The 22,066-nt window shown below is 71.5% G+C and carries 20 protein-coding genes and 2 pseudogenes; 12 read left to right on the forward strand and 10 right to left on the reverse strand.

The annotated features are described in order from the left end of the window. Positions 1-161: 161 nt before the first annotated feature. Complete coding sequence (locus tag HNR61_RS10390) at positions 162-998, forward strand: NAD(P)H-binding protein (protein WP_182842892.1); 837 nt, start codon at positions 162-164, stop codon at positions 996-998. A gap of 190 nt (positions 999-1,188) precedes the next feature. Here the strand turns inward: HNR61_RS10390 and gnd are convergent. From gnd to dnaA, 3 genes and pseudogenes are all read right to left on the reverse strand, one after another. After that, a pseudogene (gene gnd / locus HNR61_RS10395) lies at positions 1,189-2,175 on the reverse strand (phosphogluconate dehydrogenase (NAD(+)-dependent, decarboxylating)); the annotation flags it as partial. Between the two features lie 18 nt (positions 2,176-2,193). Then, entirely contained in the window at positions 2,194-3,321 is a 1,128-nt protein-coding gene (gene dnaN, locus HNR61_RS10400; protein ID WP_067816775.1) for a DNA polymerase III subunit beta, read from the reverse strand. Positions 3,322-3,904: 583 nt separating this feature from the next. Continuing rightward, positions 3,905-5,173, reverse strand: a pseudogene (gene dnaA, locus HNR61_RS50755) (chromosomal replication initiator protein DnaA); the annotation flags it as partial. A 1,474-nt stretch (positions 5,174-6,647) separates the two neighbouring features. On the opposite strand from dnaA, the gene rpmH reads away from it, so the two are divergent. Genes rpmH through HNR61_RS10430 form a run of 5 tightly spaced genes read left to right on the forward strand, consistent with a single transcriptional unit; the run spans position 6,648 to position 9,118 of the window. Beyond that, positions 6,648-6,785, forward strand: coding sequence for a 50S ribosomal protein L34 (rpmH, locus tag HNR61_RS10410; RefSeq protein ID WP_067816781.1), 138 nt, complete (start codon positions 6,648-6,650; stop codon positions 6,783-6,785). 17 nt (positions 6,786-6,802) lie between these two features. Further along, positions 6,803-7,189: a ribonuclease P protein component gene (rnpA, locus tag HNR61_RS10415; RefSeq protein ID WP_182842895.1), complete on the forward strand. Its 387-nt coding sequence runs from the start codon at positions 6,803-6,805 to the stop codon at positions 7,187-7,189. After that, on the forward strand, positions 7,186-7,599 hold the full coding sequence (gene yidD, locus HNR61_RS10420) for a membrane protein insertion efficiency factor YidD (protein WP_182842896.1): 414 nt from the start codon (positions 7,186-7,188) through the stop codon (positions 7,597-7,599). The genes rnpA and yidD overlap by 4 nt, the downstream gene beginning before the upstream one ends. Beyond that, complete coding sequence (gene yidC / locus HNR61_RS10425; protein WP_182842897.1) at positions 7,592-8,593, forward strand: membrane protein insertase YidC; 1,002 nt, start codon at positions 7,592-7,594, stop codon at positions 8,591-8,593. The genes yidD and yidC overlap by 8 nt, the downstream gene beginning before the upstream one ends. 36 nt (positions 8,594-8,629) lie before the next feature. Further along, positions 8,630-9,118 carry a Jag family protein gene (locus HNR61_RS10430; protein ID WP_182842898.1) on the forward strand — a complete coding sequence of 163 codons (489 nt, stop codon included), beginning with the start codon at positions 8,630-8,632 and terminating at the stop codon, positions 9,116-9,118. A 182-nt stretch (positions 9,119-9,300) separates the two neighbouring features. Here HNR61_RS10430 and HNR61_RS49115 read toward each other — a convergent pair whose 3' ends face one another. Next, a complete protein-coding gene (locus tag HNR61_RS49115) occupies positions 9,301-9,762 on the reverse strand; it encodes a DUF6458 family protein (protein WP_182842899.1) in 462 nt (153 codons plus the stop codon). A 159-nt stretch (positions 9,763-9,921) separates the two neighbouring features. On the opposite strand from HNR61_RS49115, the gene rsmG reads away from it, so the two are divergent. The 3 genes from rsmG (at position 9,922) to HNR61_RS10450 (ending at position 12,733) form a co-directional block, all read left to right on the forward strand. Next, on the forward strand, positions 9,922-10,587 hold the full coding sequence (rsmG, locus tag HNR61_RS10440; protein ID WP_067816799.1) for a 16S rRNA (guanine(527)-N(7))-methyltransferase RsmG: 666 nt from the start codon (positions 9,922-9,924) through the stop codon (positions 10,585-10,587). Between the two features lie 332 nt (positions 10,588-10,919). Beyond that, positions 10,920-11,741, forward strand: a complete 822-nt coding sequence (locus HNR61_RS10445) for an AAA family ATPase (protein ID WP_067816831.1) — start codon at positions 10,920-10,922, stop codon at positions 11,739-11,741. After that, positions 11,738-12,733 carry a ParB/RepB/Spo0J family partition protein gene (locus HNR61_RS10450; protein WP_182842901.1) on the forward strand — a complete coding sequence of 332 codons (996 nt, stop codon included), beginning with the start codon at positions 11,738-11,740 and terminating at the stop codon, positions 12,731-12,733. Before HNR61_RS10445 ends, HNR61_RS10450 begins: the two co-directional genes overlap by 4 nt. A 680-nt stretch (positions 12,734-13,413) precedes the next feature. Here HNR61_RS10450 and HNR61_RS10455 read toward each other — a convergent pair. Then, a complete protein-coding gene (locus HNR61_RS10455) occupies positions 13,414-14,358 on the reverse strand; it encodes a D-alanine--D-alanine ligase family protein (RefSeq protein WP_182842902.1) in 945 nt (314 codons plus the stop codon). Positions 14,359-14,430: 72 nt separating this feature from the next. Next, entirely contained in the window at positions 14,431-15,666 is a 1,236-nt protein-coding gene (locus HNR61_RS10460; protein WP_182843207.1) for an aminotransferase-like domain-containing protein, read from the reverse strand. A gap of 280 nt (positions 15,667-15,946) precedes the next feature. Between HNR61_RS10460 and HNR61_RS10465 the strand changes: the two genes are divergently transcribed. Both HNR61_RS10465 and HNR61_RS46760 read left to right on the forward strand, forming a co-directional pair. Beyond that, complete coding sequence (locus HNR61_RS10465) at positions 15,947-16,564, forward strand: GCN5 family acetyltransferase (protein ID WP_067816806.1); 618 nt, start codon at positions 15,947-15,949, stop codon at positions 16,562-16,564. Positions 16,565-16,663: 99 nt separating this feature from the next. Continuing rightward, a complete protein-coding gene (locus HNR61_RS46760; protein ID WP_220509157.1) occupies positions 16,664-18,268 on the forward strand; it encodes a serine/threonine-protein kinase in 1,605 nt (534 codons plus the stop codon). A gap of 104 nt (positions 18,269-18,372) precedes the next feature. Here HNR61_RS46760 and trxA read toward each other — a convergent pair whose 3' ends face one another. After that, the gene (gene trxA, locus HNR61_RS10475; protein ID WP_182842903.1) at positions 18,373-18,702 is read right to left on the reverse strand and encodes a thioredoxin; all 330 of its coding nucleotides are present in this window, start codon (positions 18,700-18,702) and stop codon (positions 18,373-18,375) included. A 76-nt stretch (positions 18,703-18,778) separates the two neighbouring features. After that, positions 18,779-19,756, reverse strand: a complete 978-nt coding sequence (gene trxB / locus HNR61_RS10480; protein ID WP_182842904.1) for a thioredoxin-disulfide reductase — start codon at positions 19,754-19,756, stop codon at positions 18,779-18,781. Positions 19,757-19,862: 106 nt separating this feature from the next. On the opposite strand from trxB, the gene HNR61_RS10485 reads away from it, so the two are divergent. Further along, positions 19,863-20,438: a dienelactone hydrolase family protein gene (locus tag HNR61_RS10485; protein ID WP_182842905.1), complete on the forward strand. Its 576-nt coding sequence runs from the start codon at positions 19,863-19,865 to the stop codon at positions 20,436-20,438. 59 nt (positions 20,439-20,497) lie between these two features. Here the strand turns inward: HNR61_RS10485 and HNR61_RS10490 are convergent, their stop codons facing one another. Together HNR61_RS10490 and sigM are read right to left on the reverse strand one after the other, a co-directional pair. Then, positions 20,498-21,322, reverse strand: a complete 825-nt coding sequence (locus HNR61_RS10490; protein WP_182842906.1) for an anti-sigma factor family protein — start codon at positions 21,320-21,322, stop codon at positions 20,498-20,500. Beyond that, positions 21,319-21,942 carry an RNA polymerase sigma factor SigM gene (gene sigM / locus HNR61_RS10495; RefSeq protein ID WP_067831149.1) on the reverse strand — a complete coding sequence of 208 codons (624 nt, stop codon included), beginning with the start codon at positions 21,940-21,942 and terminating at the stop codon, positions 21,319-21,321. Before sigM ends, HNR61_RS10490 begins: the two co-directional genes overlap by 4 nt. Positions 21,943-22,066: the final 124 nt, after the last annotated feature.

The raw sequence follows: 22,066 nt of genomic DNA on the forward strand, positions 1-22,066 counted from the left end.
GGCCTCGTCGCGGCATCCGCGTTGTCCACAGCGGTGGAAGAAGGCCGGGGCCCGACCGGTCAGGTGACGGATTCGGCCGGACCGGCGGCGTCCTAGCGTCCCTCACCTGCACACCGGTACCGAGCGGGCTCCCTCGCGGGAGCCCGGGGAGAGGACGACGCATGATCCTGGTGACCGGAGCCTCCGGCAACGTCGGACGGCCCCTCGTGGACCTGCTGCTGAGGGACGGGGTCCCGGTCCGCGCCCTGACCCGCGACCCCGCGGCGGCGGGCCTGCCCGCCGGGGCCGACGTCGTGGCCGGGGACCTGGCGACGATCGAGGCCGCGCTGCCGGGGGTGGAGGCGGTGTTCCTGGTCTGGCCGATGCCGACCGCCGACGCCGCGCCCGCCGTCGTCGAGGCGGTCGCCGCGCACGCGCGGCGTGTCGTGCTGCTGTCGTCGGCGGCGGTCCTGGACGGGGTGGGGACCGACGACAACGTGATCGGGCGGCTGCACGCCGGCCTGGAGGCGCCGATCGCGGCGTCCGGGCTGGAGTGGACGTTCCTGCGCCCCTGGGGGTTCGCGACCAACACGCTGGCGTGGGCGGAGGAGATCCGCGCCCACGGCACCGTCAGCGACATCCACGGCCGGGTCGCCGCGTCGCTGATCCACGAGCGGGACATCGCGGCCGTGGCGGCCCGCGCGCTCACCGGGGACGGCCATGCCGGCGCGGCCTACGAGCTGACCGGCCCCGACCTGCTGACGCAGGTCGAGCAGGCGCGGATCATCGGGGAGGCGATCGGGCGCCCGGTGCGGTGGCGGGAGATCTCCCGCGCCGAGGCGCACACCCGCAAGGTCGCGGCGGGGTTCCCGCCCGAGTTCGCCGACGTGATGCTGGACGGTTTCGCCGCGCTGGCGGAACGGCCCGGCAGGGTCACCTCCGCGGTGGAGGAGGTCACGGGCGTTCCGGCCCGGACCTTCCGCCAGTGGGCGGCCGACCACGCCGCGGACTTCCGCTGACGTTCCACCGGGAGGCCGTCCACGCCCTGTGGGCGGCCTCCCGGCGCCCTCGCCCGTCCGCCGCGTTCGATGGCCACAGGGTGTGGACAACGCCCGGCGTCCCGGCCGCCGTCCACGGTCTGTGGACGAACGCCGACGGGCCGCCCCCGCGGTGGGGGCGGCCCGTCGGCGTCGGCCTGGATCGGCGAGGTCAGGTCGCCGGGGGAGCCACGTCGGCGCCCGGGGAGTCGGCGCCCTTGGCCGACTCCACCGCGTGGCCGCCGAACTGGTTGCGCAGGGCCGCCACGACCTTCATCGCCGGGGAGTCGTCCTGGCGGCTCGCGAAGCGCGCGAACAGCGACGCCGTGATCGCCGGGAGCGGGACCGCGTGGTCGACGGCCGCCTGGACCGTCCAGCGGCCCTCGCCGGAGTCGTTGGCGTAGCCGCGGATGCGCTCCAGCTCGGGGTCGTCGGCCAGGGCGCGGTTCATCAGGTCCAGCAGCCAGGACCGGATGACGGTCCCCTCCTGCCAGGAGCGGAACGTCTCGGGCACGTTGGTGACGATGTCGGCGGCCTCGATCAGCTCGTAGCCCTCGCCGAACGCCTGCATCATCGCGTACTCGACGCCGTTGTGGACCATCTTCACGAAGTGGCCCGCGCCGACCCTCCCGCTGTGGACGAAGCCGAACTCGCCCTCCGGCTTGAGCGTCTCGAAGATCGGCATGAGGCGCTTGACGTTGTCCTCGTCGCCGCCGACCATCAGCGCGTAGCCGTTCTGCAGGCCCCACACGCCCCCGGACACGCCGCAGTCGACGAACCCGATGTTCTTGGCGGCGAGCTGCTCGCCGTGCTTCTGGTCGTCCACGTAGTGGGAGTTGCCGCCGTCGATGACGACGTCACCGGGGGACAGCAGTTCCCCCAGCCTGTTGACGGTCTCCTGGGTCGGGGCGCCGGCCGGCACCATGACCCACACGGCCCGCGGCGGCGACAGGCGTTCGACCAGCTCCTCCAGCGAGGACACGTCGCTGATCTTCGGGTCGCGGTCGTACCCGACGACGGTGTGGCCGCCGCGGCGCAGACGTTCGGCCATGTTGCCGCCCATCCGGCCCAGGCCGATCATCCCCAGCTCCATTGCTTCACTCCCCTGTCCTTGAGGTCCGTGCCCATCATGGCGCGGCACGGGCTGATCCCCCCTGGTATGCCCCCTTGACGCGTCTTACCCCGTCAGCCGCACCGGCATGATCAGGTAGCGGTAGTGGGGGTTCTCGCCCTCGGCGGCGGGCTTGCCGGTCAGGACGGCGGGCTTGGTCGGCGTGGTGAACGACAGCCGCGCCACGTCCGAGCCGATCTGTGACAGGCCGTCCAGCAGGAACCCGGGGTTGAACGCGATCTCGATGTCGTCGCCCTCCAGATTGGCCTCCAGGGCCTCCACGGCCTGCGCCTCGTCCCCGGTCCCGGCCTCCAGGACGACCTCGCCCTTGCGGAACGACAGGCGGACCGGCGTGTTGCGCTCGGCGACCAGCGACACGCGCTTGACGGCCTCGATGAACGGCGAGGTGGACACCTCCGCCAGGCCCGCGTACTCCGACGGCAGCAGCGACCGGTACTTGACGAAGTCGCCGTCCAGCAGCCGCGAGGTGGTGCGGCGGCCGCCGCCGGAGAAACCGATCATGCCCTCGCCGGTGCCGCCCGCCCCGCCCAGCGCGATCGACACCTCGGCGCCGGAGGTCAGCGACTTGGCGGTGTCGGCGAGGGTCTTGGCGGGCACCAGGGCCACGGCCGAGAAGTCGGGGCGCTCGGGCTTCCAGTGCAGCTCCCGGACCGCCAGGCGGTACCGGTCGGTGGACGCCAGCGTGACGGTCTCGCCCTCGATCTCCACCCGCACGCCGGTGAGCATGGGGATGGTGTCGTCGCGGCCCGCGGCGATGGCGACCTGGGACACGGCGGCGGCGAACTCGTCGCTGCCCACCGACCCGGCGGCCGGCGGCATCTCCGGCAGCGTCGGGTAGTCCTCCACAGGCATGGTGAGGAGTGTGAACTTCGCGCTGCCGCAGCGCAGCATCACCTTCGCGCCGTCGGTCGTGAACTCCACAGGGTGGGGAGGAAGCGCGCGGCAGATCTCGGCGAGCAGCTTGCCCGACACCAGGGCGGTGCCCGGGTCCTCGGTGTCGATGTCGGTGGAGACCTGCGCCGAGACCTCGTAGTCGAACGCCGACAGCTTCAGCCGGTCGCTGGCCTCGATGTGCATTCCGGCGAGCACCGGGACCGGGGGCCGCTGGGGAAGGGTGCGCGCGGTCCAGGCCACGGCTTCGGCCAGGGCGTCTCTGTCGATGCGGAACTTCAAGGGGACCCGCCTCCTGCAGGTGTCGGACAAGGGTGAGGTGGAGCGGGGCCGGGTCGCGCGCTCGGGACGCTCCATCCCCAGGCCCTAACTTGAGAGGGATCTTTTCTTGGTTAGAACAAAGAGGTAGTACTCGTCATAGGGACTGTGGACACGGTGGACAACCCTTGTTTCCGCAGGTGAGCGGGCGGTTTTTTGTCCACGTCCCGTGTGGAGCGCCGGTGGACGGGGCGGGCGCGCATGGGGACGACGAAACTTTCCCCACACGGTGTCCCCACCTCTTCCCCCGGTTCTCCACGAGTTTTCCGCAGGTTCTCCCACCCGTAGCGTCGGGCGGGCAGTGACCGGGTGGTCGGGAACGGGGTCGTCCCCACCCCGTCCCCAGGGCTTCCCCAAGTCGTCCACGGAGTCGTCCCCATGATGCCCCCTGGCCGTCCCCAGCCGGTCCACAATCCATCCACGAGTCGTCCCCAGCTTCTCCGCAGGTTTTCCCCCGGGTTATCCACGGACTTCCCCAGGGTTTTCCCCAGCCTGTGTGAACCGATCTTGAAATGGGTAGGGCGGAGCGGCCCCCGGGGCGGTCGGCTCAGCGCTTGCGGGCCTGGTGCTTGATGCGCCCGGTCAGCTCGGTCACCTGGTTGTAGATGGCCCGGCGTTCGGCCATCAAGCTGCGGATTTTCCGCTCGGCGTGCATGACCGTGGTGTGGTCGCGGCCCCCGAACTGCTGCCCGATCTTGGGCAGTGACAGGTCCGTCAGCTCCCGGCACAGGTACATCGCGATCTGCCGGGCGGTCACCAGCATGCGCGACCGCGACGGTCCACAGAGGTCCTCGATCGTCGTCCCGAAGTACTCCACAGTCTGCGCCATGATCATCGCGGCGGTGATCTCGGGACCGGACTCGTTGGGGATAAGGTCCTTCAGCACCGTCTCGGCGAGCTTCATGTCCACCGACTGGCGGTTCAGGCTCGCGAACGCGGTGACGCGGATCAGCGCCCCCTCCAGCTCGCGGATGTTGGAGGCGATCTGCGAGGCGATGAACTCCAGCACGTCCGGTGGCGCGGCCAGGCCCTCCTGGCGGGCCTTCTTCTGCAGGATCGCGATGCGCGTCTCCAGCTCGGGCGGCTGCACGTCGGTGGTCAGGCCCCACTCGAACCGGTTGCGCAGCCGGTCCTCCAGCGTCACCAGCTCCCGCGGCGGGCGGTCGCTGGAGATCACGATCTGCTTGCTGGCGTTGTGGAGGGTGTTGAAGGTGTGGAAGAACTCCTCCTGCGTCTGCTCCTTGCCCTCCAGGAACTGGATGTCGTCGACCAGGAGGATGTCCACGTCCCGGTAGCGGCGGCGGAACCCGTCGGCCTTGCCGTCACGGATCGAGTTGATGAAGTCGTTGGTGAACTCCTCGGAGCTCACGTACCGCACGCGCGCCCCGTTGAACAGGCTCTGCGCGTAGTGGCCGATGGCGTGCAGCAGGTGCGTCTTGCCCAGCCCGGAGTCGCCGTAGATGAACAGCGGGTTGTAGGCCTTGGCGGGCTGCTCGGCGACCGCGACCGCCGCCGCGTGCGCGAACCGGTTGGACGAGCCGATGACGAACGTCTCGAACGTGTACTTGGGGTTCAGCCGGTCGGGGTTCGCGGCGGCGGCGCCCCCGCCGCCCTGTCCACCGTCCTGTGGACGGACGTCGCCGCCGTCCTCCTCCGAGCTCCGGAACGGGTCGCTCTGCGGCCCGTAGGAGTCGGTGTACGCGTCCTCGGAACGCCCCGGCGCGTCGGGGCGCTGCGGCTCGTGCCCCTGCGGCTCGCCGGGCATCCCCGGGACGCCGGGACGCTGCAGGCCGGGCCCGCCCGGACGGGGGGCCCCCAGGGTGCGGTCGTTCAGATGGGAGGGGGCGTGGGGGCGCGCCGACGGATCGAAGCCCTCGCGGTCACGGTCGCGGCCGGGGAACTGCTGCGTGCGGTTCTCGAACGGCGACCGCCCGCCCGGTCCCGCGCCATAGGCGGGCGGACGCGCGGTGGACGGGAAACCGCCGCCGTGGTCGCTGTCGCGGCGCGGCCAATCGCGTTCGTCCTCAGCCTGGGGATAACCGCCGGGGTTGTGGGAAACCCCCGCCGAGGAACGGCCGCCATAGCCCTGGTCGCCGAACGGGGACTCGTGCCGGGGGCGTTCCGGATATGTCTGGTCCCCATAGGAACGGTCGTCATACGACCGCTCCTCATAGGGGCGGCCTTCGTACGGGCGTTCCTCGAAGGGGCGTTCCTCGTAAGGCTTCTCATAGGGCTGGTCGCCGTAGGAGGGGCGGTCCCCATAGGAGTTGTTGCCGCGGTCGTGATGCTGCTCGCCCGAGGACGCGGGCGGCTCGGGCTGAACGGTCACCGCGACGCGGATCTCCCGGCCCAGTTCACGCGACATCACGTCGGTGATGAGGCTGCGCAGGCGGCTTTCCAGAACGTCCTTGGCGAAGTCGTTGGGGGCCGCCAGCAGCGCCGTGCCCTCCACCAGGGCGAGGGGGCGCACCATCGGCAGCCAGGCGCGGTAGCCGGGGTGCAGGTCGCTGTCGGACAGCGCCGTGAGGGTACGTGCCCAGACCGATCCGAGATCCTGACCGTCCATGCGCAAGGTCCCCTCCCCAAAGAACTCCGATGACCCGGGGCACCAGAACCACCCGGTTCGCCCACGTTCGAGATCGCCTCACCGATCACTGGAGACGTCGTGGGGGACTAACTCTCTCACGAGTTGTCCACAGAGTTGTCCACATGCTGTGCATGAGGACGGGATCCCTGTGCAAAAGCCCACACGGGCGCACGGGACCGGTCAGTTGACGTTCAGGGGAGCCCCGGTTCCCGACCCGCGGGCGGGAGCCGAAAAAAGAAGGCCGACGCACGTACGGGTCGGCAGCGGTGGAAACCTTAGCCGCTGCTCGCGAGCGCTCGCAACACGAACCGCATTCGCCGCCAGGACGGTCGCATGGCCATCCTCCATCACCCCCGACCCCTTCCTACCCAGCCGAGATCAGCGCCTCACCCGGCCGTTCCGGGGGCGTCCGGGAGCCGTTCCGCCGAGGGCGAAACCCGGCATTCCCCACAGGGCGCGCCGCGCCTGTGGAAAACGATGGGGGAAAACAGGAACGGGCCCGGCGCGCCCGCCGGCGCCGGACGTTCCGTTTGACCAGACGGGCAGGCAGCCCGTAACGTTCTGAGGTCGAGTCGCATCGACCGGGATGACGCGTGCCCGCCGTCAACCAGAACGGACGGGCCCCCGCTGCGGGGGACCGGACGCGCCCCTCGATGCGAGACATCGCACCGGACCCAACCGACCGCAGCACCTGGAGCCTCTAGTGAGCAAGCGTACTTTCCAGCCGAACAACCGTCGCCGCCACAAGAAGCACGGCTTCCGGCTGCGCATGCGCACCCGCGCCGGCCGCGCGATCCTGTCCGCGCGCCGCGGCAAGGGCCGCGCCCGCATCGCGGTCTGACGCTCTAGACCCTTCGCATGCTGCCCTCCGGTCACCGGATGCGGCGGCGGGACGAGTTCACACTGGCCGTCCGGCGCGGTCGCCGCGCCGGACGGCCAACTGTCGTCGTACACCTGCTGCGCCGGGACGCCGAAGCCGACCCCGCGGTCGGCGCCGTGACCGACACGCCGCCCCTGGTGGGGTTCATCGTCTCCAAGGCGGTCGGCAACGCCGTCGTGCGCAACCGCGTGCAACGCCGGCTGCGCCACCTCGCACGCGCGTACCTCGATCGACTCCCGGGGGGTAGCCTGCTCGTAGTGCGCGCCAACCCCCGCGCGGGGACGGCGCGCCACGACGAACTGGCCGCGGACCTGGAGTCGGCGCTCGACCGGCTGCTGCGGCCCACGTCCAAGGGGCACAGATGACGGATCGGCCAGGGGCGGCCTCCCCGCCCGCGGGTTCCCCCGCGAGCTCCGGGGCCGGGGCGACCGCCCGGCGGCCGGGCCTCGCCGCCCGCGCCCTGATCCTGCTCGTCCGCGCCTACCGCCGCTTCTTGAGCCCCCTGCTCGGGCAGCAGTGCCGGTTCCAGCCCACCTGCAGCGCCTACGGCCTGGAAGCCCTCCAGACGCACGGCGCGCTGCGCGGGTCGTGGCTGACGGCTCGCCGGATCGGCCGGTGCCACCCGTTCCACCGCGGCGGCTACGACCCCGTGCCCCCGCCCCGGAACGCGTCCGAGCCGTTCCGCACGGCGCCCGACCCGGCGCCCACCCCGACCTCCGGCCGCGCGGAGAGCGGCCCCGCCCAAGCAGAGCCCAAGGAGCTGCCCGGTGCTTGACTGGTTGTACTCGATCGTCGCCCAACTGATCGTCTGGATCCATACGGGCCTGAGCGCCATCGGCATCGACAAGGACAGCGGATGGGCGTGGGGTGGCTCGATCATCCTGCTCGTGGTCCTGCTGCGGCTGCTGATGGTCCCGCTGTTCGTCAAGCAGATCCACGCCTCCCGCAAGATGCAGGAGCTCAACCCCCAGATCCAGTCGCTGCGCAAGAAGTACAAGAACGACAAGCAGCGCCTGAACCAGGAGGTCATGAAGCTCTACCAGGAGAACGGCGCCAACCCGCTGTCGGGCTGCCTGCCGATCCTGGTGCAGTTCCCCGTCTTCATCGGCCTGTTCCAGGTCCTCAAGCGGATCTCCGACGCCAAGCCGAACGCCTCGGGCCAGTACCCCGACGTGTTCGCCGTCACCGGCGACCTGGTCGCCAGCGCGCAGAAGGCCAGCATCTTCGGCGCGCACATCCCCGACACGTTCATCAAGGCGTGGGGGCTGGACCCGCGGCCGATCAGCGCGCTGGTCGTCACCGGCATCGCGGTGATCATCTCGTCCTGCACGACGTTCTTCACGGTGCGCGCCAGCATGCGCCGCCAGCCGATCACCGACGAGAACAACCCGATGATGCAGGCCCAGAAGATGATGGTGGTCCTGGCCCCCGTCTTCGGCCTGTTCGGCCTCGGCTTCCCGCTGGGCGTCCTGCTGTACTGGGTGACCTCCAACACCTGGACCCTGGTGCAGCAGCACTACATCTACTCCAAGTACCCGCCGGCGACCGCCGACGGCAACGGCGCCACCGCCACCACCGGCGCGAAGACCGGTGCCAAGGCGGGCGCCAAGGGCGGCAAGCAGGACGCGGCCACGACCAGCCTGAAGAAGGGCAAGGCCAGGAAGGACGCCGAGCCCGACCCCGAGCCCGAGTCCGACAAGCCCAAGGTCGTCCGCAACCAGCCGACGCGTAAGCCGCGCAGCAAGCGCAGCGGCTCCCAGAAGCGTTAAGTTTGACCGCAGTCCCTGTCGAAGAAGGAGATCCCGTTGAGCCAGACCGACACCACTGAGGTCGACGTCCAGGCGCTTGAGCAGGAAGGCGAGATCGCCGCCGACTACATCGAGGGCCTGCTGGACATCGGTGACTTCGACGGTGACATCGACATGGACGTCGAGGGCGAGCGCGCGATCGTCGCGGTGGTCGGCGCGTCCCTGGACGAGCTGGTCGGCAAGCGCGGCGAGGTCCTGGAGGCGCTGCAGGAGCTGACCCGGCTGGCCGTGCACCGGCAGACCGGCGCCCGCTCCCGGCTGATGCTCGACATCGGGGGCTACCGCGAGCGCCGCCGCGCCGAGCTGTCCAAGCTGGGCCGCGACGTCGCCGACGAGGTCCGGCAGTCGGGCAAGGCCAAGCCGCTGGCGCCGATGACCCCGTTCGAACGCAAGATCGTGCACGACGCCGTCGCCGCCGCCGGGCTGCGCAGCGAGTCCGAGGGCGAGGAGCCGGAGCGGTACGTCGTCGTCCACCCCGCCGAGTAGCGCGGGCCGGACCACCCGAGCAGGGCAGAGGCCCCGCCGTCCACGATCGGGATGGCGGGGCCTCTGCGTGCGCCCGGTGCGCACCGCCGCCGTAGCACACCGGGCGTTCCAGGGTGGCCCGTCAGGTCGGTGGCGACGTCACCGGCCGGATCTCCGGAGGCGTCCTGCCGGTCGGTCTCGGGTCATCCGCGCTCGTGCGGCGGGCGCCGCCTGGTGCGGGACGCGGGGTCGGCGAGGGTGGAGCTCGGGATGTTCTGGGCGGGGTCCTGCGCGATGGCGGGATCCTGCGCGCGGGCCGGGTCCTGGGAGGTGTGGCCCCGGGCGGGCGGCGCGACCGGACGTTCGATCACACGTTCGACCACCGGGCCGGTGGGCCGCTCCTCGATGATGCGCTCCTCCACGACCGTCTCGGTCCCGGCGGCCTCGGGGGACGCCGGGTCCACGTAACCGGGGTCGGCCCCGGCCATCAGGCTCGCCCGGCGGCGCGGACGGGTGTAGAGCAGGGTGAAGGCCATGCTGATGAGGCCGACCAGGATCAGGATCCAGCCGACCATCGTGATGTTGATGCCGCTGAGATCGACTTGGAGGGCGAACGCGAGGATCGCTCCGATGGCGATGAAGGCCAAGCTGACTCCGATACCCATCCCTCGGAGCCTCCTTCCGTGACGGGCGGGTGGCTCTGGTGACCCTCTACCCCAGCAGCGCCGAATATGCGCGGAACCCCCGGCGGATCCGGTGCCCGGCGCCCCACCAGCACGTTTCGCGTGTACGCGCCCACCGTGTTTTGTGGAACGATTCGTACGGTGGGGATTGCACGTGAGGTTTTCGGTGACGCACTGCCCGTGGCGGAACGCTATGCGGAGTTCCTCGCCGACGCGGGCGTGGAACGCGGCCTGATCGGTCCGCGCGAGGTGGACCGGCTCTGGGAACGCCATCTGATCAACTGCGCGGTGGTGCAGGAGGCGATCCCGGAGGGCGTCCATGTGGTGGATATCGGCTCCGGCGCGGGACTGCCCGGCCTGGTGCTGGCGATCGTCCGTCCGGATCTGACGGTCACGCTGCTGGAGCCGCTGCTGCGCCGCACGACGTTCCTCAACGAGGCCGTCGCGCTGCTGGAGCTGAAGAACGTGGCGGTGCGCCGCGGCCGGGCCGAGGAGGCCGCCAAGGACTACGCCGTCGACGTGGTCACGGCCCGCGCGGTCGCCCCGCTGGAGCGGCTCGCCCGGTGGGCGCTGCCGCTGCTGCGCCCCGGCGGCGAGCTGCTGGCCATGAAGGGGGAGCGGGCGGCGGCCGAGCTGGAGGAAGCCAGACCCGTTCTCGACCGATTCGGTGTGCGGACCACCGAACTGCTCCAAGTCGGGCGCGGTAAGGTCGACCCGCCGACAACGCTTGTCCGTGTGGTCGCCGAACGCGCGCCCCGTAACGAGAAGAACAGGCGCGCCAAAGGGTCGAGGAAGAGGTCTTCATGAGCACGGGACCAGGACTGGGCCGGCCGGAGCGCGCCGGCGACACCCCCGACGATCGCGAACCGGCCGCGGAGACGGCCACGCCGCCCGAGGAGAGCGCCGCCGAGGACCAGGACCGGCCGGCCGCGCCGTCCGGACACGCGATGTGGGGTGCCACCACGTCCGGGACCGCGGATAACGTCGGGTACGTGCCGACGGGCACCGGGGGCGGCACACCGCCCGGACGTTCATCTCAGGGGGAGTCAGAACTCGTGCGCGAGGCGCTCAGGGACGCCAAGGTTTCACGTGAATCATCCACGGTGGTGCAGGAGACCGCGGTGGCCGCGCTCAAGGCGATGGCGGGACGGCGGGAACGTGACTGGCCCCGCCCCGACCACTGCCGCGTCATCACGATCGCCAACCAGAAGGGCGGCGTCGGCAAGACCACCAGCTCGGTCAACATCGCCGCGTCGCTGGCCCTGCACGGCGCCCGCGTCCTGGTCGTCGACCTCGACCCGCAGGGCAACGCCTCCACCGCCCTCGGCATCGACCACCACGCCGAGATCCCGTCGATCTACGACGTGCTGATCGAGGACACCCCGATGGAGGACATCGTGGTGCCCTCCCCCGAGATCCCCAACCTCCACTGCGCCCCCGCCACCCTCAACCTGGCCGGCGCCGAGATCGAGCTCGTGTCCAAGGTCGCCCGCGAGTCCCGGCTGCGCCGCGCCCTGGACTCCTACGACATCGCGAAGTTCGACTACGTGCTCATCGACTGCCCGCCGTCGCTGGGGCTGCTCACCGTCAACGCCCTCGTCGGCGCCGACGAGCTGCTGATCCCCATCCAGTGCGAGTACTACGCCCTGGAGGGCCTCGGCCAGCTCATCCGCACCGTGGACCTCGTCAAGGCCCACCTCAACCCGAAGCTCAACGTCTCCACGATCCTGCTGACGATGTACGACGCCCGCACCCGCCTGGCCGCCCAGGTCGCCGAGGACGTCCGCGCCCACTTCGGCGAGATCGTCCTCAACACCGTCATCCCCCGCAGCGTCCGGGTCTCCGAGGCCCCCAGCTACGGGCAGTCCGTCATCACCTACGACCCCGGCTCCAGCGGCGCGCTCGCCTACAGCGAGGCCGCCTCCGAGATCGCGCACCGGGGTGCGGGAGCCGCCAAGTGAGCCAGCAACGACGCGGTCTGGGCAAGGGCCTGGGCGCGCTCATCCCGACCGCCCCGCCCGCGCCGGAGCCGCCCGCCGTCCCCACGCACGCCGACCCGGCCTCCCCGGCGCCGCAGGGCGGCCACACCGAGAACGCCCCGGGCCTGGCGCCGGTGGCGGGCGCGCACTTCGCCGAACTCCCCCTCGACGCGATCCGCCCCAACCCGCGCCAGCCCCGCAAGCACTTCGACCCCGAGGCGCTTGAGGAACTGGCCGACTCGATCCACATCGTGGGCCTGCTCCAGCCGGTCGTCGTCCGCCGGATCGAGTCCGACGAGCACGACTACGAACTGATCATGGGGGAGCGGCGCTGGCGTGCCGCCCGGAAGGCCGGTCTCGACGTCGTTCCGGCGATCGTCCGGGAGACCGGCGACGACGACATGCTCCGGGACGCCCTCCTGGAGAACCTCCACCGCCAGCAGCTCAACCCGCTGGAGGAGGCCGCCGCCTACAAGCAGCTGCTGGAGGACTTCGGCGCGACCCACGAGCAGCTCGCCGCCCGTATCGGCCGGTCCCGCCCGCACATCACCAACACGCTGCGCCTGATGAACCTCCCGCCGGCGGTCCAGAAGCGCGTCGCGGCGGGCGTGCTGTCCGCGGGCCACGCCCGTGCCCTGCTGGGCCTCGACAGCCCGGAGGCCCAAGAGAACCTGGCCAAGCGCATCATCGCCGAGGGCCTGTCGGTCCGCGCCGTCGAAGAGATCATCGCCCTCCGCGAGGTCGACGAGGAGGAACCCGCCCCGCGCCAGGGCCGCCGCAAGAAGCAGGTGTCCCCCGCCCTGCGGGATCTGGCCGACCGCCTCTCCGACCGCTACGAGACACGGGTCCGCGTCGATCTCGGCCGCAACAACAAGGGCAAGATCGTCGTGGAGTTCGCCGACCTTCAGGACCTGGACCGCATCCTCAAGTCCCTGGCCCCCGGCGAATCCGAAGTGGCCGACCTGGACGCGTGACGCCCCTCGCCGACGCCCCCGGGAGAACCCGGGGGCGTTTCCTTTTGTGACCGGCAGCCCCACCCGGAACGCTCGCCCCTCGCCTCACGTTCGGACGCCGACCAGCCCACCACGGCGCTTCACGTGAAGAGCCGCCACCCCACCCACTCGCGGTCCGCCTCGTCTGGGCCAGGCCACTGCGCGCCCGGGGGTGGGTGATCTGCCATCCTGCGACTGGCTAGTGTGTGGCGGCGTTTCACGTGAAACGCAGCGGGCTCAGGGTGCGCTTCTTCGCTGGCCTCGCCCTCTGGCCTCCACCCGTCCCCCATGCCTCACTAGAGCGCCCACTGTCGTTCCCTGGAAAGGTCGGGCCTACATGAGGCCGGGGAGGGCGGTGGTCCGGCTCCGCATGGGACAGGGAAGAGGTTTTCTGGTCGCGACCGCTCCTCGGCGAAGCGTCACATGAGGGATGCCTTCATCCCTCGGATGTCACCGCGAGCCGTTAGCCGCTGCTCGCCGGAGGAGGAGATGGTGCATGAGTGGGTGCGTTTCACGTGAAACGAGCGTGGCGGTGCGGTGGTCGTGCGGCCGTGGACCGGATCCGTTTCACGTGAAACGGCGGGCGGAGGTTTCCCGTGAAACGTGGCGGTGGAGAGCCGAAGGGTGTTTCACGGGAAACCTTGGCGATGGGCGCGAGGGCACTACGGCGTGCGGCGCTGGAGCAGGAGGTCACGGCAGACGTCCGCCAGGTTCAGGTCCGCGGCCGCGATGGCGCGGGGGAGGAGGCTGGTCTCCGTCATCCCGGGAGCCACGTTGACTTCCAGGAAGTGGACCTCGCCGGAGGGGGAGACGATCAGGTCCGTACGGGAGAGGTCCCGGAGGCCCAGGGCCCGGTGCGCCGTCACGGCCGCTTCCGTGGCGCGGGCGGCGGCCTCCGGGGCCAGGCGGGCCGGGGTCACGAACTCCGTGTCGCCGGAGTCGTAGCGGGCCGTGTAGTCGTAGCGGCCGTTCGGGGTGACGATCTCGACGGCGGGCAGGGCGTGGGGCTCGCCGTCGCGTTCGACGACGCTCACGGCCACCTCGGTCCCCTCGATGTGCCGCTCGATGAGGGCGGCGTCGCCGTAGCCGAAGCAGGCGACCATCGCGGCGGGCAGGTCGGCGGCCTCGCGGACGACGGACGTGCCCAGGGCCGAGCCGCCGCGCGTCGGCTTCACGAACAGGGGGAGGCCCAGGTGCCCCAGGATGCGGTCCATGACCGACGCGGCGCCCAGGTCGTGGAACGTCTCCCTGGGCAGGGCGATGGAGGCGGGCGTGTTCAGGCCGGCGCGGCGCACGACGGCCTTCGCGGTGGGCTTGTCCCAGGCGACCCGGCAGGCGTCGGGGCGGGCGCCGACGTAGGGGATGCCGAGCAGCTCCAGCACGCCGCGGACCGAGCCGTCCTCCCCCGCCGCGCCGTGCAGGACGGGGAAGACCACGTCGGGGGTGTCGCGGGCCAGGGAGTCCAGCAGGGCCGCGTCGGCGTCGCGCAGCTCCACCGGGACGTCCAGGGAGCGGAGCGCGTCCGTGACGCGGCGGCCCGACCGCAGGGAGACCTCCCGTTCGTGCGACAGTCCCCCGGCCAGAACGACGACGTGCCCGAGTTCCAAGTTCAGTGCCTTCCTGTGGGATGAAGAACGCCCGGCCCCCTGGGGAGCCGGGCGTTCCTTCCGAAGGTCCGGTCAGACCGTGTCGGGGCCCGGGGTGTGGACCCCGCCGGCGGAGCCGCCCGGCGCGACTCCCCCGAAAGTGTCTCGCAGCTCCAGCTCCCGCTCCACCACGCCCGCCAGGCGGCGGACGCCCTCGCGGATGCGGTGCGGCTCGGGGTAGCAGTAGGAGATGCGCATGTGGCGGTGGCCCGAGCCGTCGGCGTAGAAGCCGGTGCCGGGGACGTAGGCGACGCGTTCGGCGATCGCGCGCGGGGCCATCGCCTTGGCGTCCAGGCCCTCGGGGAGGGTCAGCCACACGAAGAAGCCGCCCGCGGGACGGGTCCACGTGCAGCCCTCCGGCATGAACGCGTCGAGCGCGTCCAGCATCGTGTCGCGGCGCTCCCGGTACAGCTCGCGGAAGTCCTTGATCTGCTCGCGCCACGGCTGGGTGGTGAGGTACTCGCGGACGGCGAGCTGGGAGAAGTTCGACGGGCACAGGATCGCCGACTCGGCGGCGAGGACGAGCTTGGCGCGCACGGCGTGCGGGGCGAGCACCCAGCCGACCCGCAGCCCGGAGGCGATCGTCTTGGAGAACGAGCCGAGGTAGACGACGCGGTCGGCGTCGTCGGCGCGCAGCGCCCGCATCGGCTCGTGGTCGAAGCCGAGCAGGCCGTAGGGGTTGTCCTCGATGACGAGGACGTCGTACTCGGCGCAGATCTCCAGCACCTGGGCGCGGCGCGCGGCGGTGAGGGTGACGCCCGCCGGGTTCTGGAACGTGGGGACGGTGTAGAGGAACTTGACGCGGCGGTTCTCGCGGCGCAGCCGCTCCAGCGTCTCGCGGAGCGCGGCGGGGACGAGGCCCGCGTCGTCCAGCGGAACGTGGACGACGTCGGCCTGGTAGGAGGCGAACGTGCCGAGCGCCCCCACGTAGGACGGCGCCTCGGCGAGGACCACGTCGCCCGGGTCCACGAAGAGGCGCGTGACGAGGTCGAGGCCCTGCTGCGCGCCCACGGTCACGACCACGTCGTCGGCGCACGCCTGGATGCCCTCCAGGGACATCACCTCGCAGATGCGCTCGCGCAGCAGCGGGTCGCCCTGCGCGGAGGCGTACTGCAGGACCTCCGCGCCGCTGCGGGAGATCAGGTCGCCGACCATCGCCCCGACCGTGTCGAGGGGGAGCGCCGAGACGTACGGCATCCCGCCGGCCAGGGAGACCACCTCGGGACGAGCGGCCACGGCGAACAGAGCCCGGATCTCCGAGGCCACCATGCCGGCGGCACGGGCGGCGTAGCGATCGACGTAGGCGTCCGTACGCGTGTGCTGTTCCACGAGGCACCTCCAGGGTGTTCGGAGCGATTCCCGCAATCTACGGCAGTGCCGTGCGGGTCGGCGGGACCGGCCCCCGAGCGCCCGTGGTTCGCGCCGGGGCGGAACCCCCTCTCTCCGATACGATGCCCGAGGGTCCCGGTTCGTTGCCGGGAATTTCCCCGAAGCGGTGCTCCGCTCCGAACCACCTTGACCTCTCAGGGCCCCAGGGGGTGCCGACCAGGTGTCGCGTCGTCTCGTCAACATCACTCTGGACAACCTCGACGACCTTCCGCGTCGCTGCCGCCGCTGCGTCTTCTGGGAGCTGGACCCGGTGAGCCGAGACCGCGCCGTGGAGAGCGGCGACACCGAGCTGGAGAAGGAGGCGTGGGTCTCCTCGACGCTGCTGGAGTGGGGCAGCTGCGGGAAGATCGCGTACGTCGACGACGTTCCGGCGGGGTTCGTGCTGTACGCGCCGCCGCTGTACGTTCCGCGCTCGGTGGCGTTCCCGACCAGCCCGGTGAGCGCCGACGCGGTGCTGCTGATGACCGCGCACATCCTGCCGGACTTCACCGGCGGCGGCCTCGGCCGGATGCTGGTGCAGGGCGTCGCCAAGGACCTCACCCGGCGCGCGGTGAAGGCGATCGAGGCGTTCGGCGACCTGAAGGGCGAGGAGGGCACCTGCGTGGTGCCCGCCGACTACCTGCTGTCGGTCGGCTTCAAGACGGTCCGCCCCCACCACCGCTACCCCCGGCTGCGGCTGGAGCTCAAGTCGGCCCTGTCGTGGCGTGAGGACGTCGAGGTGGCCCTGGAACGCCTGCTGGGCTCCATGAGCCCGGAGGGCGCCCTCCGCCCCGTCTGAAACGATCTCAGCGACGGGAAGAACTCCATGCGGGTGACGGGCGTCTGACTCCTGTCACGTCCGGCTCCGCCAGACCCGAACGCACCTCCGGGAGACGCCATGCCGCGAGAGACCCCCCTCGATCCGCGCGACCCCCTCCGGCTCGGCGGTTGCGAACTGGTCGGGCGGCTGGGCGAGGGCGGGCAGGGCGTCGTCTATCTCGGCCGGGCGGCCGACGGGACACTCGCCGCCGTCAAGGTGCTGCACCGCGGGCTGGTCACCCGGGGCGAGGACCGTCGCGCCCTGGCCAACGAGCTGGCCGTCGCGCAGCGCGTGGAGCCGTTCTGCACGGCGCAGGTGCTGGCCGCCGACCTCGACGCCGACCCGCCGTACGTGGTGAGCGAGTACGTGGACGGGCCGTCGCTGGCCGAGGCGGTGCGGCGCGACGGGCCCCGGACGGCGGGCGCGCTGCACCGGCTGGCCGTGGCGACGGTCACCGCGCTGGTGGCGATCCACGAGGCGGGTATCGTCCACCGCGACTTCAAGCCCGCCAACGTGCTGCTGGGACCCGACGGTCCGCGCGTCATCGACTTCGGCATCGCCCGCATCCAGGAGACCACGCTCTCCACGACCGGGCGGCTCATGGGCACCCCCGCCTACATGGCCCCGGAGCAGACCACCGGGCAGCGGGTCACGGAGGCGGCCGACATGTTCGCCTGGGCCGGGGTGATGACGTACGCGGCGTTGGGGCGGCCCGCGTTCGGAACCGGCCCGCTGCCCTTGGTCGCCACGCGGATCACCTACGGGGAGCCGGATCTGGGGAACCTGTCGGGGCCGGTGCGCGGGCTGGTCGAGGCGTGCCTGGCCAAGGACCCGGCGGAACGGCCCTCCGCGCACGACGTCCTGATGGCGCTGCTCGGGGCGGCGCGCCGCACGGCACCGCTCCCCGAGATGATGCGCGAGGCCGCCGACCTCGCCCGCCCGCGGTCCTCCCCGGAGCCCTGGGAGTCGCCCGCCCGCGACGTGACGCTCCCGGCGGCCGTGTCCCCCACTCCGAAGAGCACACCGCAGGGGGAGCCCGTCGCACGGGAGACCATGGACCCGTCGCTGCGGGACCGGCGCGTCGCCGGGGCCGGACGGAATCCCGTGCGGGGCGGTGGGGTCCGCCGGCGGGTGTGGTCGGCGGGTGCGCTCGGTGTGGCCGTGGTGGGTTTGGGCGCGGTGGGTTTCGTGGCGTTGGAGAACATCCGTAGTGGTTACTACGTGGGTGAGGAGAACGGTCGGGTGGTGCTGTACCGGGGCACCACCCAGGAGGTTCCGTTGATCAGCCTGTCCCGGCGGGCCGACGCGCGGGAGCAGCCCAGGCCGCCGATCGAGGTGGCGGACCTGCCGCCGGTCCAGCGGGCCGCGGTGAAGGCCGGGTACGAGGTCAAGGGGCCCCAGGCCGTCAGGGACCTGATGAACGTGGTCTGCCGCCATGTGATCACCACCGACCGCGACGGCAGGGTCGTCGTCGTCAAGGGCCTGAACCAGAACCAGTGCGGCTCCTGGACCATCCTCGGCAGCCAGTTCCCCCTGGGCGAGCTGCCGGAGAACGACCAGAAGGCGATCCGCGACGGCAGGCTCACGTTCGTCGGCAGGCAGGCCGCCCAGCAGGAGCTGGCGAGACTGTCCGAGCGCCGGGATCGGTGCCGGGCGGCTCCCTCGACCCAGGGCTGCCCGTGACGCGCCACGGCGTCCCCGGAAACGACCACGGCCCGCACCCCGGAACGGGGTGCGGGCCGTCGCGCGTTCGCCGCGGGTGGCGAAGATCGGGGAAATCCGGTGGGTCAGCCCTTGCCGACCTCGATGAACTCCGCCAGCTCGCGGAGCAGGGCGGCCTTCGGCTTGGCGCCGACGATCTGCTTGACGACCTCGCCGCCCTGGTAGACGTTCAGCAGCGGGATGCTGATGACGCCGGCGGCGGCGGTCGACTGCGGGTTCTCGTCGGTGTTCAGCTTGACGATCTTGAGCTTGTCACCGTGCTCGTTGGAGATCTCCTCCAGGATCGGAGCGACCATCCGGCAGGGGCCGCACCACTCCGCCCAGAAGTCGACCAGAACGGGCTTGTCGCTCTTGAGGACTTCGGCTTCGAAGTCGGCGTCGGTCACGGCCTGCATTGCGTCTCCTTCGATGTTCCCCGGCGGCGGGGCCGTCCCCGCCGCCGCAGCTTCGTCCGGCCGGTCAGGACGGGGCTCAGCCCTCGCCCCGCAGCTCCTCGGGGGTGTGCGGGACCAGCGACTCCAGGTCCTGGTCCTGCAGCCAGCGCTCGGCGTCGATCGCCGCCTGGCAGCCGGTGGCCGCGGCGGTGATCGCCTGCCGGTAGATGTGGTCCACCACGTCGCCCGCGCCGAACACTCCGGGGATCTTGGTGGCGGTGGTCGGGTGCTGGACGACGAGGTAGCCGTCCTCGTCGGTGTCGAGCACGTCCCGGAACAGGTCGTTGCGCGGGTCGTGGCCGATCGCGATGAACAGGCCGGTCGCCTCCAGCGTGCTCTCCTCACCGCTCACGCGGTTGCGGATCCGCACGCTCTGCAGCCGGTCCTCGCCGGTCAGGCCGACGACCTCGCTGTCCCAGACGAACTTGATCTTCTCGTTGGCGAACGCGCGCTCCTGCATGATCTGGCTGGCGCGCAGCTGGTCGCGGCGGTGCACCACGGTGACCGAGCGGGCGAACTTGGTCAGGAAGATCGCCTCCTCCATGGCCGTGTCGCCGCCGCCGACCACCACGATGTCCTGGTCGCGGAAGAAGAACCCGTCGCAGGTGGCGCACCAGGACACGCCGCGGCCCGACAGCCGGTCCTCGTCGGGCAGGCCCAGCTTGCGGTGCTGCGAACCGGTCGCGACGATCACCGCGTGCGCCCGGTAGACGTCCTCGCCCACCTTGACGATCTTGGGGCTGGCGGTCAGGTCCACCTCGGTGACGTCGTCGGTGACCAGCTCGGCGCCGAACCGCTCGGCCTGCTTGCGCATGCTGTCCATCAGGTCCGGACCCATGATCCCGTCGGGGAACCCGGGGAAGTTCTCCACGTCGGTGGTGTTCATCAGCGCGCCACCGGCGGTCACCGAACCCTCGAAGACCAGCGGCTTCAGATCCCCTCGGGCGGCGTAGACCGCGGCCGTGTACCCCGCCGGGCCCGAGCCGATGATGATGACGTTGCGGACGTCGCTCACTGTTGAATCCTTCTCCTCAAGGGTGACCGCCCTGCCAGTGGCGTCAACCGATCCTAGGGCCCGGGGATTCCCGGACCGATGCGCCGCTGGTCATAAGCTTGCACACATGGCGCGGATTCTTCTCCTCCACTCGGTTCACGGACTGCGGCCCGCCGTGCTCCAGGCCGCCGAACGGCTGCGTTCGGCGGGGCACGAGGTGCACACCCCCGACCTGTACGACGGCCGTGTCGTCGACACCCCCGAGGAGGGCCGGAAGATCCAGGAGGAGATCGGCCGGGACGAGCTGCTGAAGCGCGCCGTCGCCGCCGCCGCCCCGCACGTCGACGGAGGCCTGGTGTACGCGGGGTTCTCGCTGGGCGGCGCGATCGCGCAGAACCTGGCGCTGGCCGACGAGAAGGCGCGCGGGCTGCTGCTGATGCACGGCACGTCCGACCTGTCCGAGGACGTCTCGACCGAGATCCCCGTCCAGTTGCACGTCGCCGACCCCGACACCTCCGAGCCGGTGGACTGGCTGAACGCCTGGTACCTGCTGATGCGGCGGGCCGGAGCGGACGTGGAGATCTTCCGCTACCGGGGCGTGGGGCACCTGTTCACCGATCCGGACCTGCCCGACCACGACGCCGAGGCCGCCGGACGCGCCTGGGCGATCGCCCTGGACTTCCTCTCCGAACTGGATTCCTGACCCGTGAAACGAGGGGGCCGCGGATCTCTCCGCGGCCCCCTCGTCGTGTCCGGCGGACGTCAGGTGGTGACGTGCGTCAGGACGTTCCTGTCCCGGGGGGAGCAGTTCGGGCCGACGACCCAGATGTCCCACTGGCCGGGCTTGGCGCCGTTCAGCACGACGACCGTGGCCGGGGAGCCCTCGAACCTCGCGGAGTCCACCAGCACCGGGGCCTTGCCCCCGGTCACCGACGCGACGCACTCGGCCAGCCTCGCGTCGGATCTCCGCGGCTCCAGGCGCGCCTCGTTGCCCTTGCCGAGCAGATCGTTCACCTGGGAGCCGAGCGTCGCCGCCCGGTAGTCGGTGCCGGTCCGCGCGACGCCGAACGACGGCGCGTGCGCGGCGAAGGTCCGCTGGGTGGTCTTCCCGTTCTCCGCCTGGCCGCCCGACGGCGCCGACGGGACGGCCCCCTTCGGGGAGTCCTGCTGGTCGCCGCCGTCCAAGAGGGGCGTGGTGCGCGTGGCCGAGGCCTGGCCCTCGTCCCGGGCGTCGTCCAGCGCCGCCTTGCCGACGACCGCTCCGCCGCCGAGCACCACCACGGTGGCCGCGGCCGCCGACAGGATCCGCCAATGCCGCCTGCCGCGCCGCTGCTCCAGGCTCACCACGGTGGCGTTGTTCAGCGACTCGGCGGCGATGGCCGAGTCGATGCGCGACGCCAGGTCGGCAGGCATGGACGGGACGGGAGCCTCCGCCAGGATCCGGGAGACGTCCGCAAGGTCGGCGGAGCGTTCCCGGCACTCGGCGCAGGTGTCGAGGTGGGCGTTGACGGAGGCGGCCTGGTCGTCTTCGAGCAGACCCTCGGCCAGATCGGCGAGGGTGTCGTAGTCAATATGCGCGGGGTTCATTTAGGCATGCCACCTCCTTCCACACCTCCGACGTTCCGGCGGTCCCGACGGTTCCGATGGTGGACCAGAAGCGGCGCCAGCCGAGCCCTGCCCCGCGCGCAGCGACTCTTGATCGTTCCCGGCGGCACCTCCAGGACCTGCGCCGCGTCGTCGACGGAATACCCCATCATGTCCACCAGGACCAGCGCCGCCCGCTGCTCGAACGGCAGCTCCAGCAGCGCCGCGTGCACGTCCAGCGAGACGCCGTGCGCGTCGGTCGGGTCGGGCATCTTCGGGGCGACCGCGTCGAACGTCGCGTCGTCGCCCATCGGGGTGGCGGGCCGCACCGACTTGCGCCGGATGCGGTCCAGGCACGCGTTCACCACGATCCGGTGCAGCCAGGTCGTGACGGCGGCGTCCCCACGGAACCGGCCCGCCGCGCGGAACGCCGACAGGCACGCGTCCTGCAACGCGTCGGCGGCCTCCTCCGGGTCTCCGAGCGTGCGCAACGCCACGGCCCACATCCGGTCCCGATGCCGGTTGACCAGCTCGGAGAAGGCGTGGGGGTCGCCCTGCGCGTGCCGCGCCAGCAACTCCTTGTCGGGAACCTCGTCAACGCGCCGCACGCTCACCGACGCCATACGCCTGGACTTTCCACCACGGCGGAACCCGCCTGGCCCGGACTTCGCCGGGAAGCACCTGCTGGGGAAGACACCACAGATTCCTGGGGAGAGGGGACATTCTGCTGACAGGAACGATACCGAC

The sequence above is a fragment of the Actinomadura kijaniata genome (assembly GCF_014138665.1).
GTDB classification, from domain to species: Bacteria; Actinomycetota; Actinomycetes; order Streptosporangiales; family Streptosporangiaceae; genus Spirillospora; species Spirillospora kijaniata.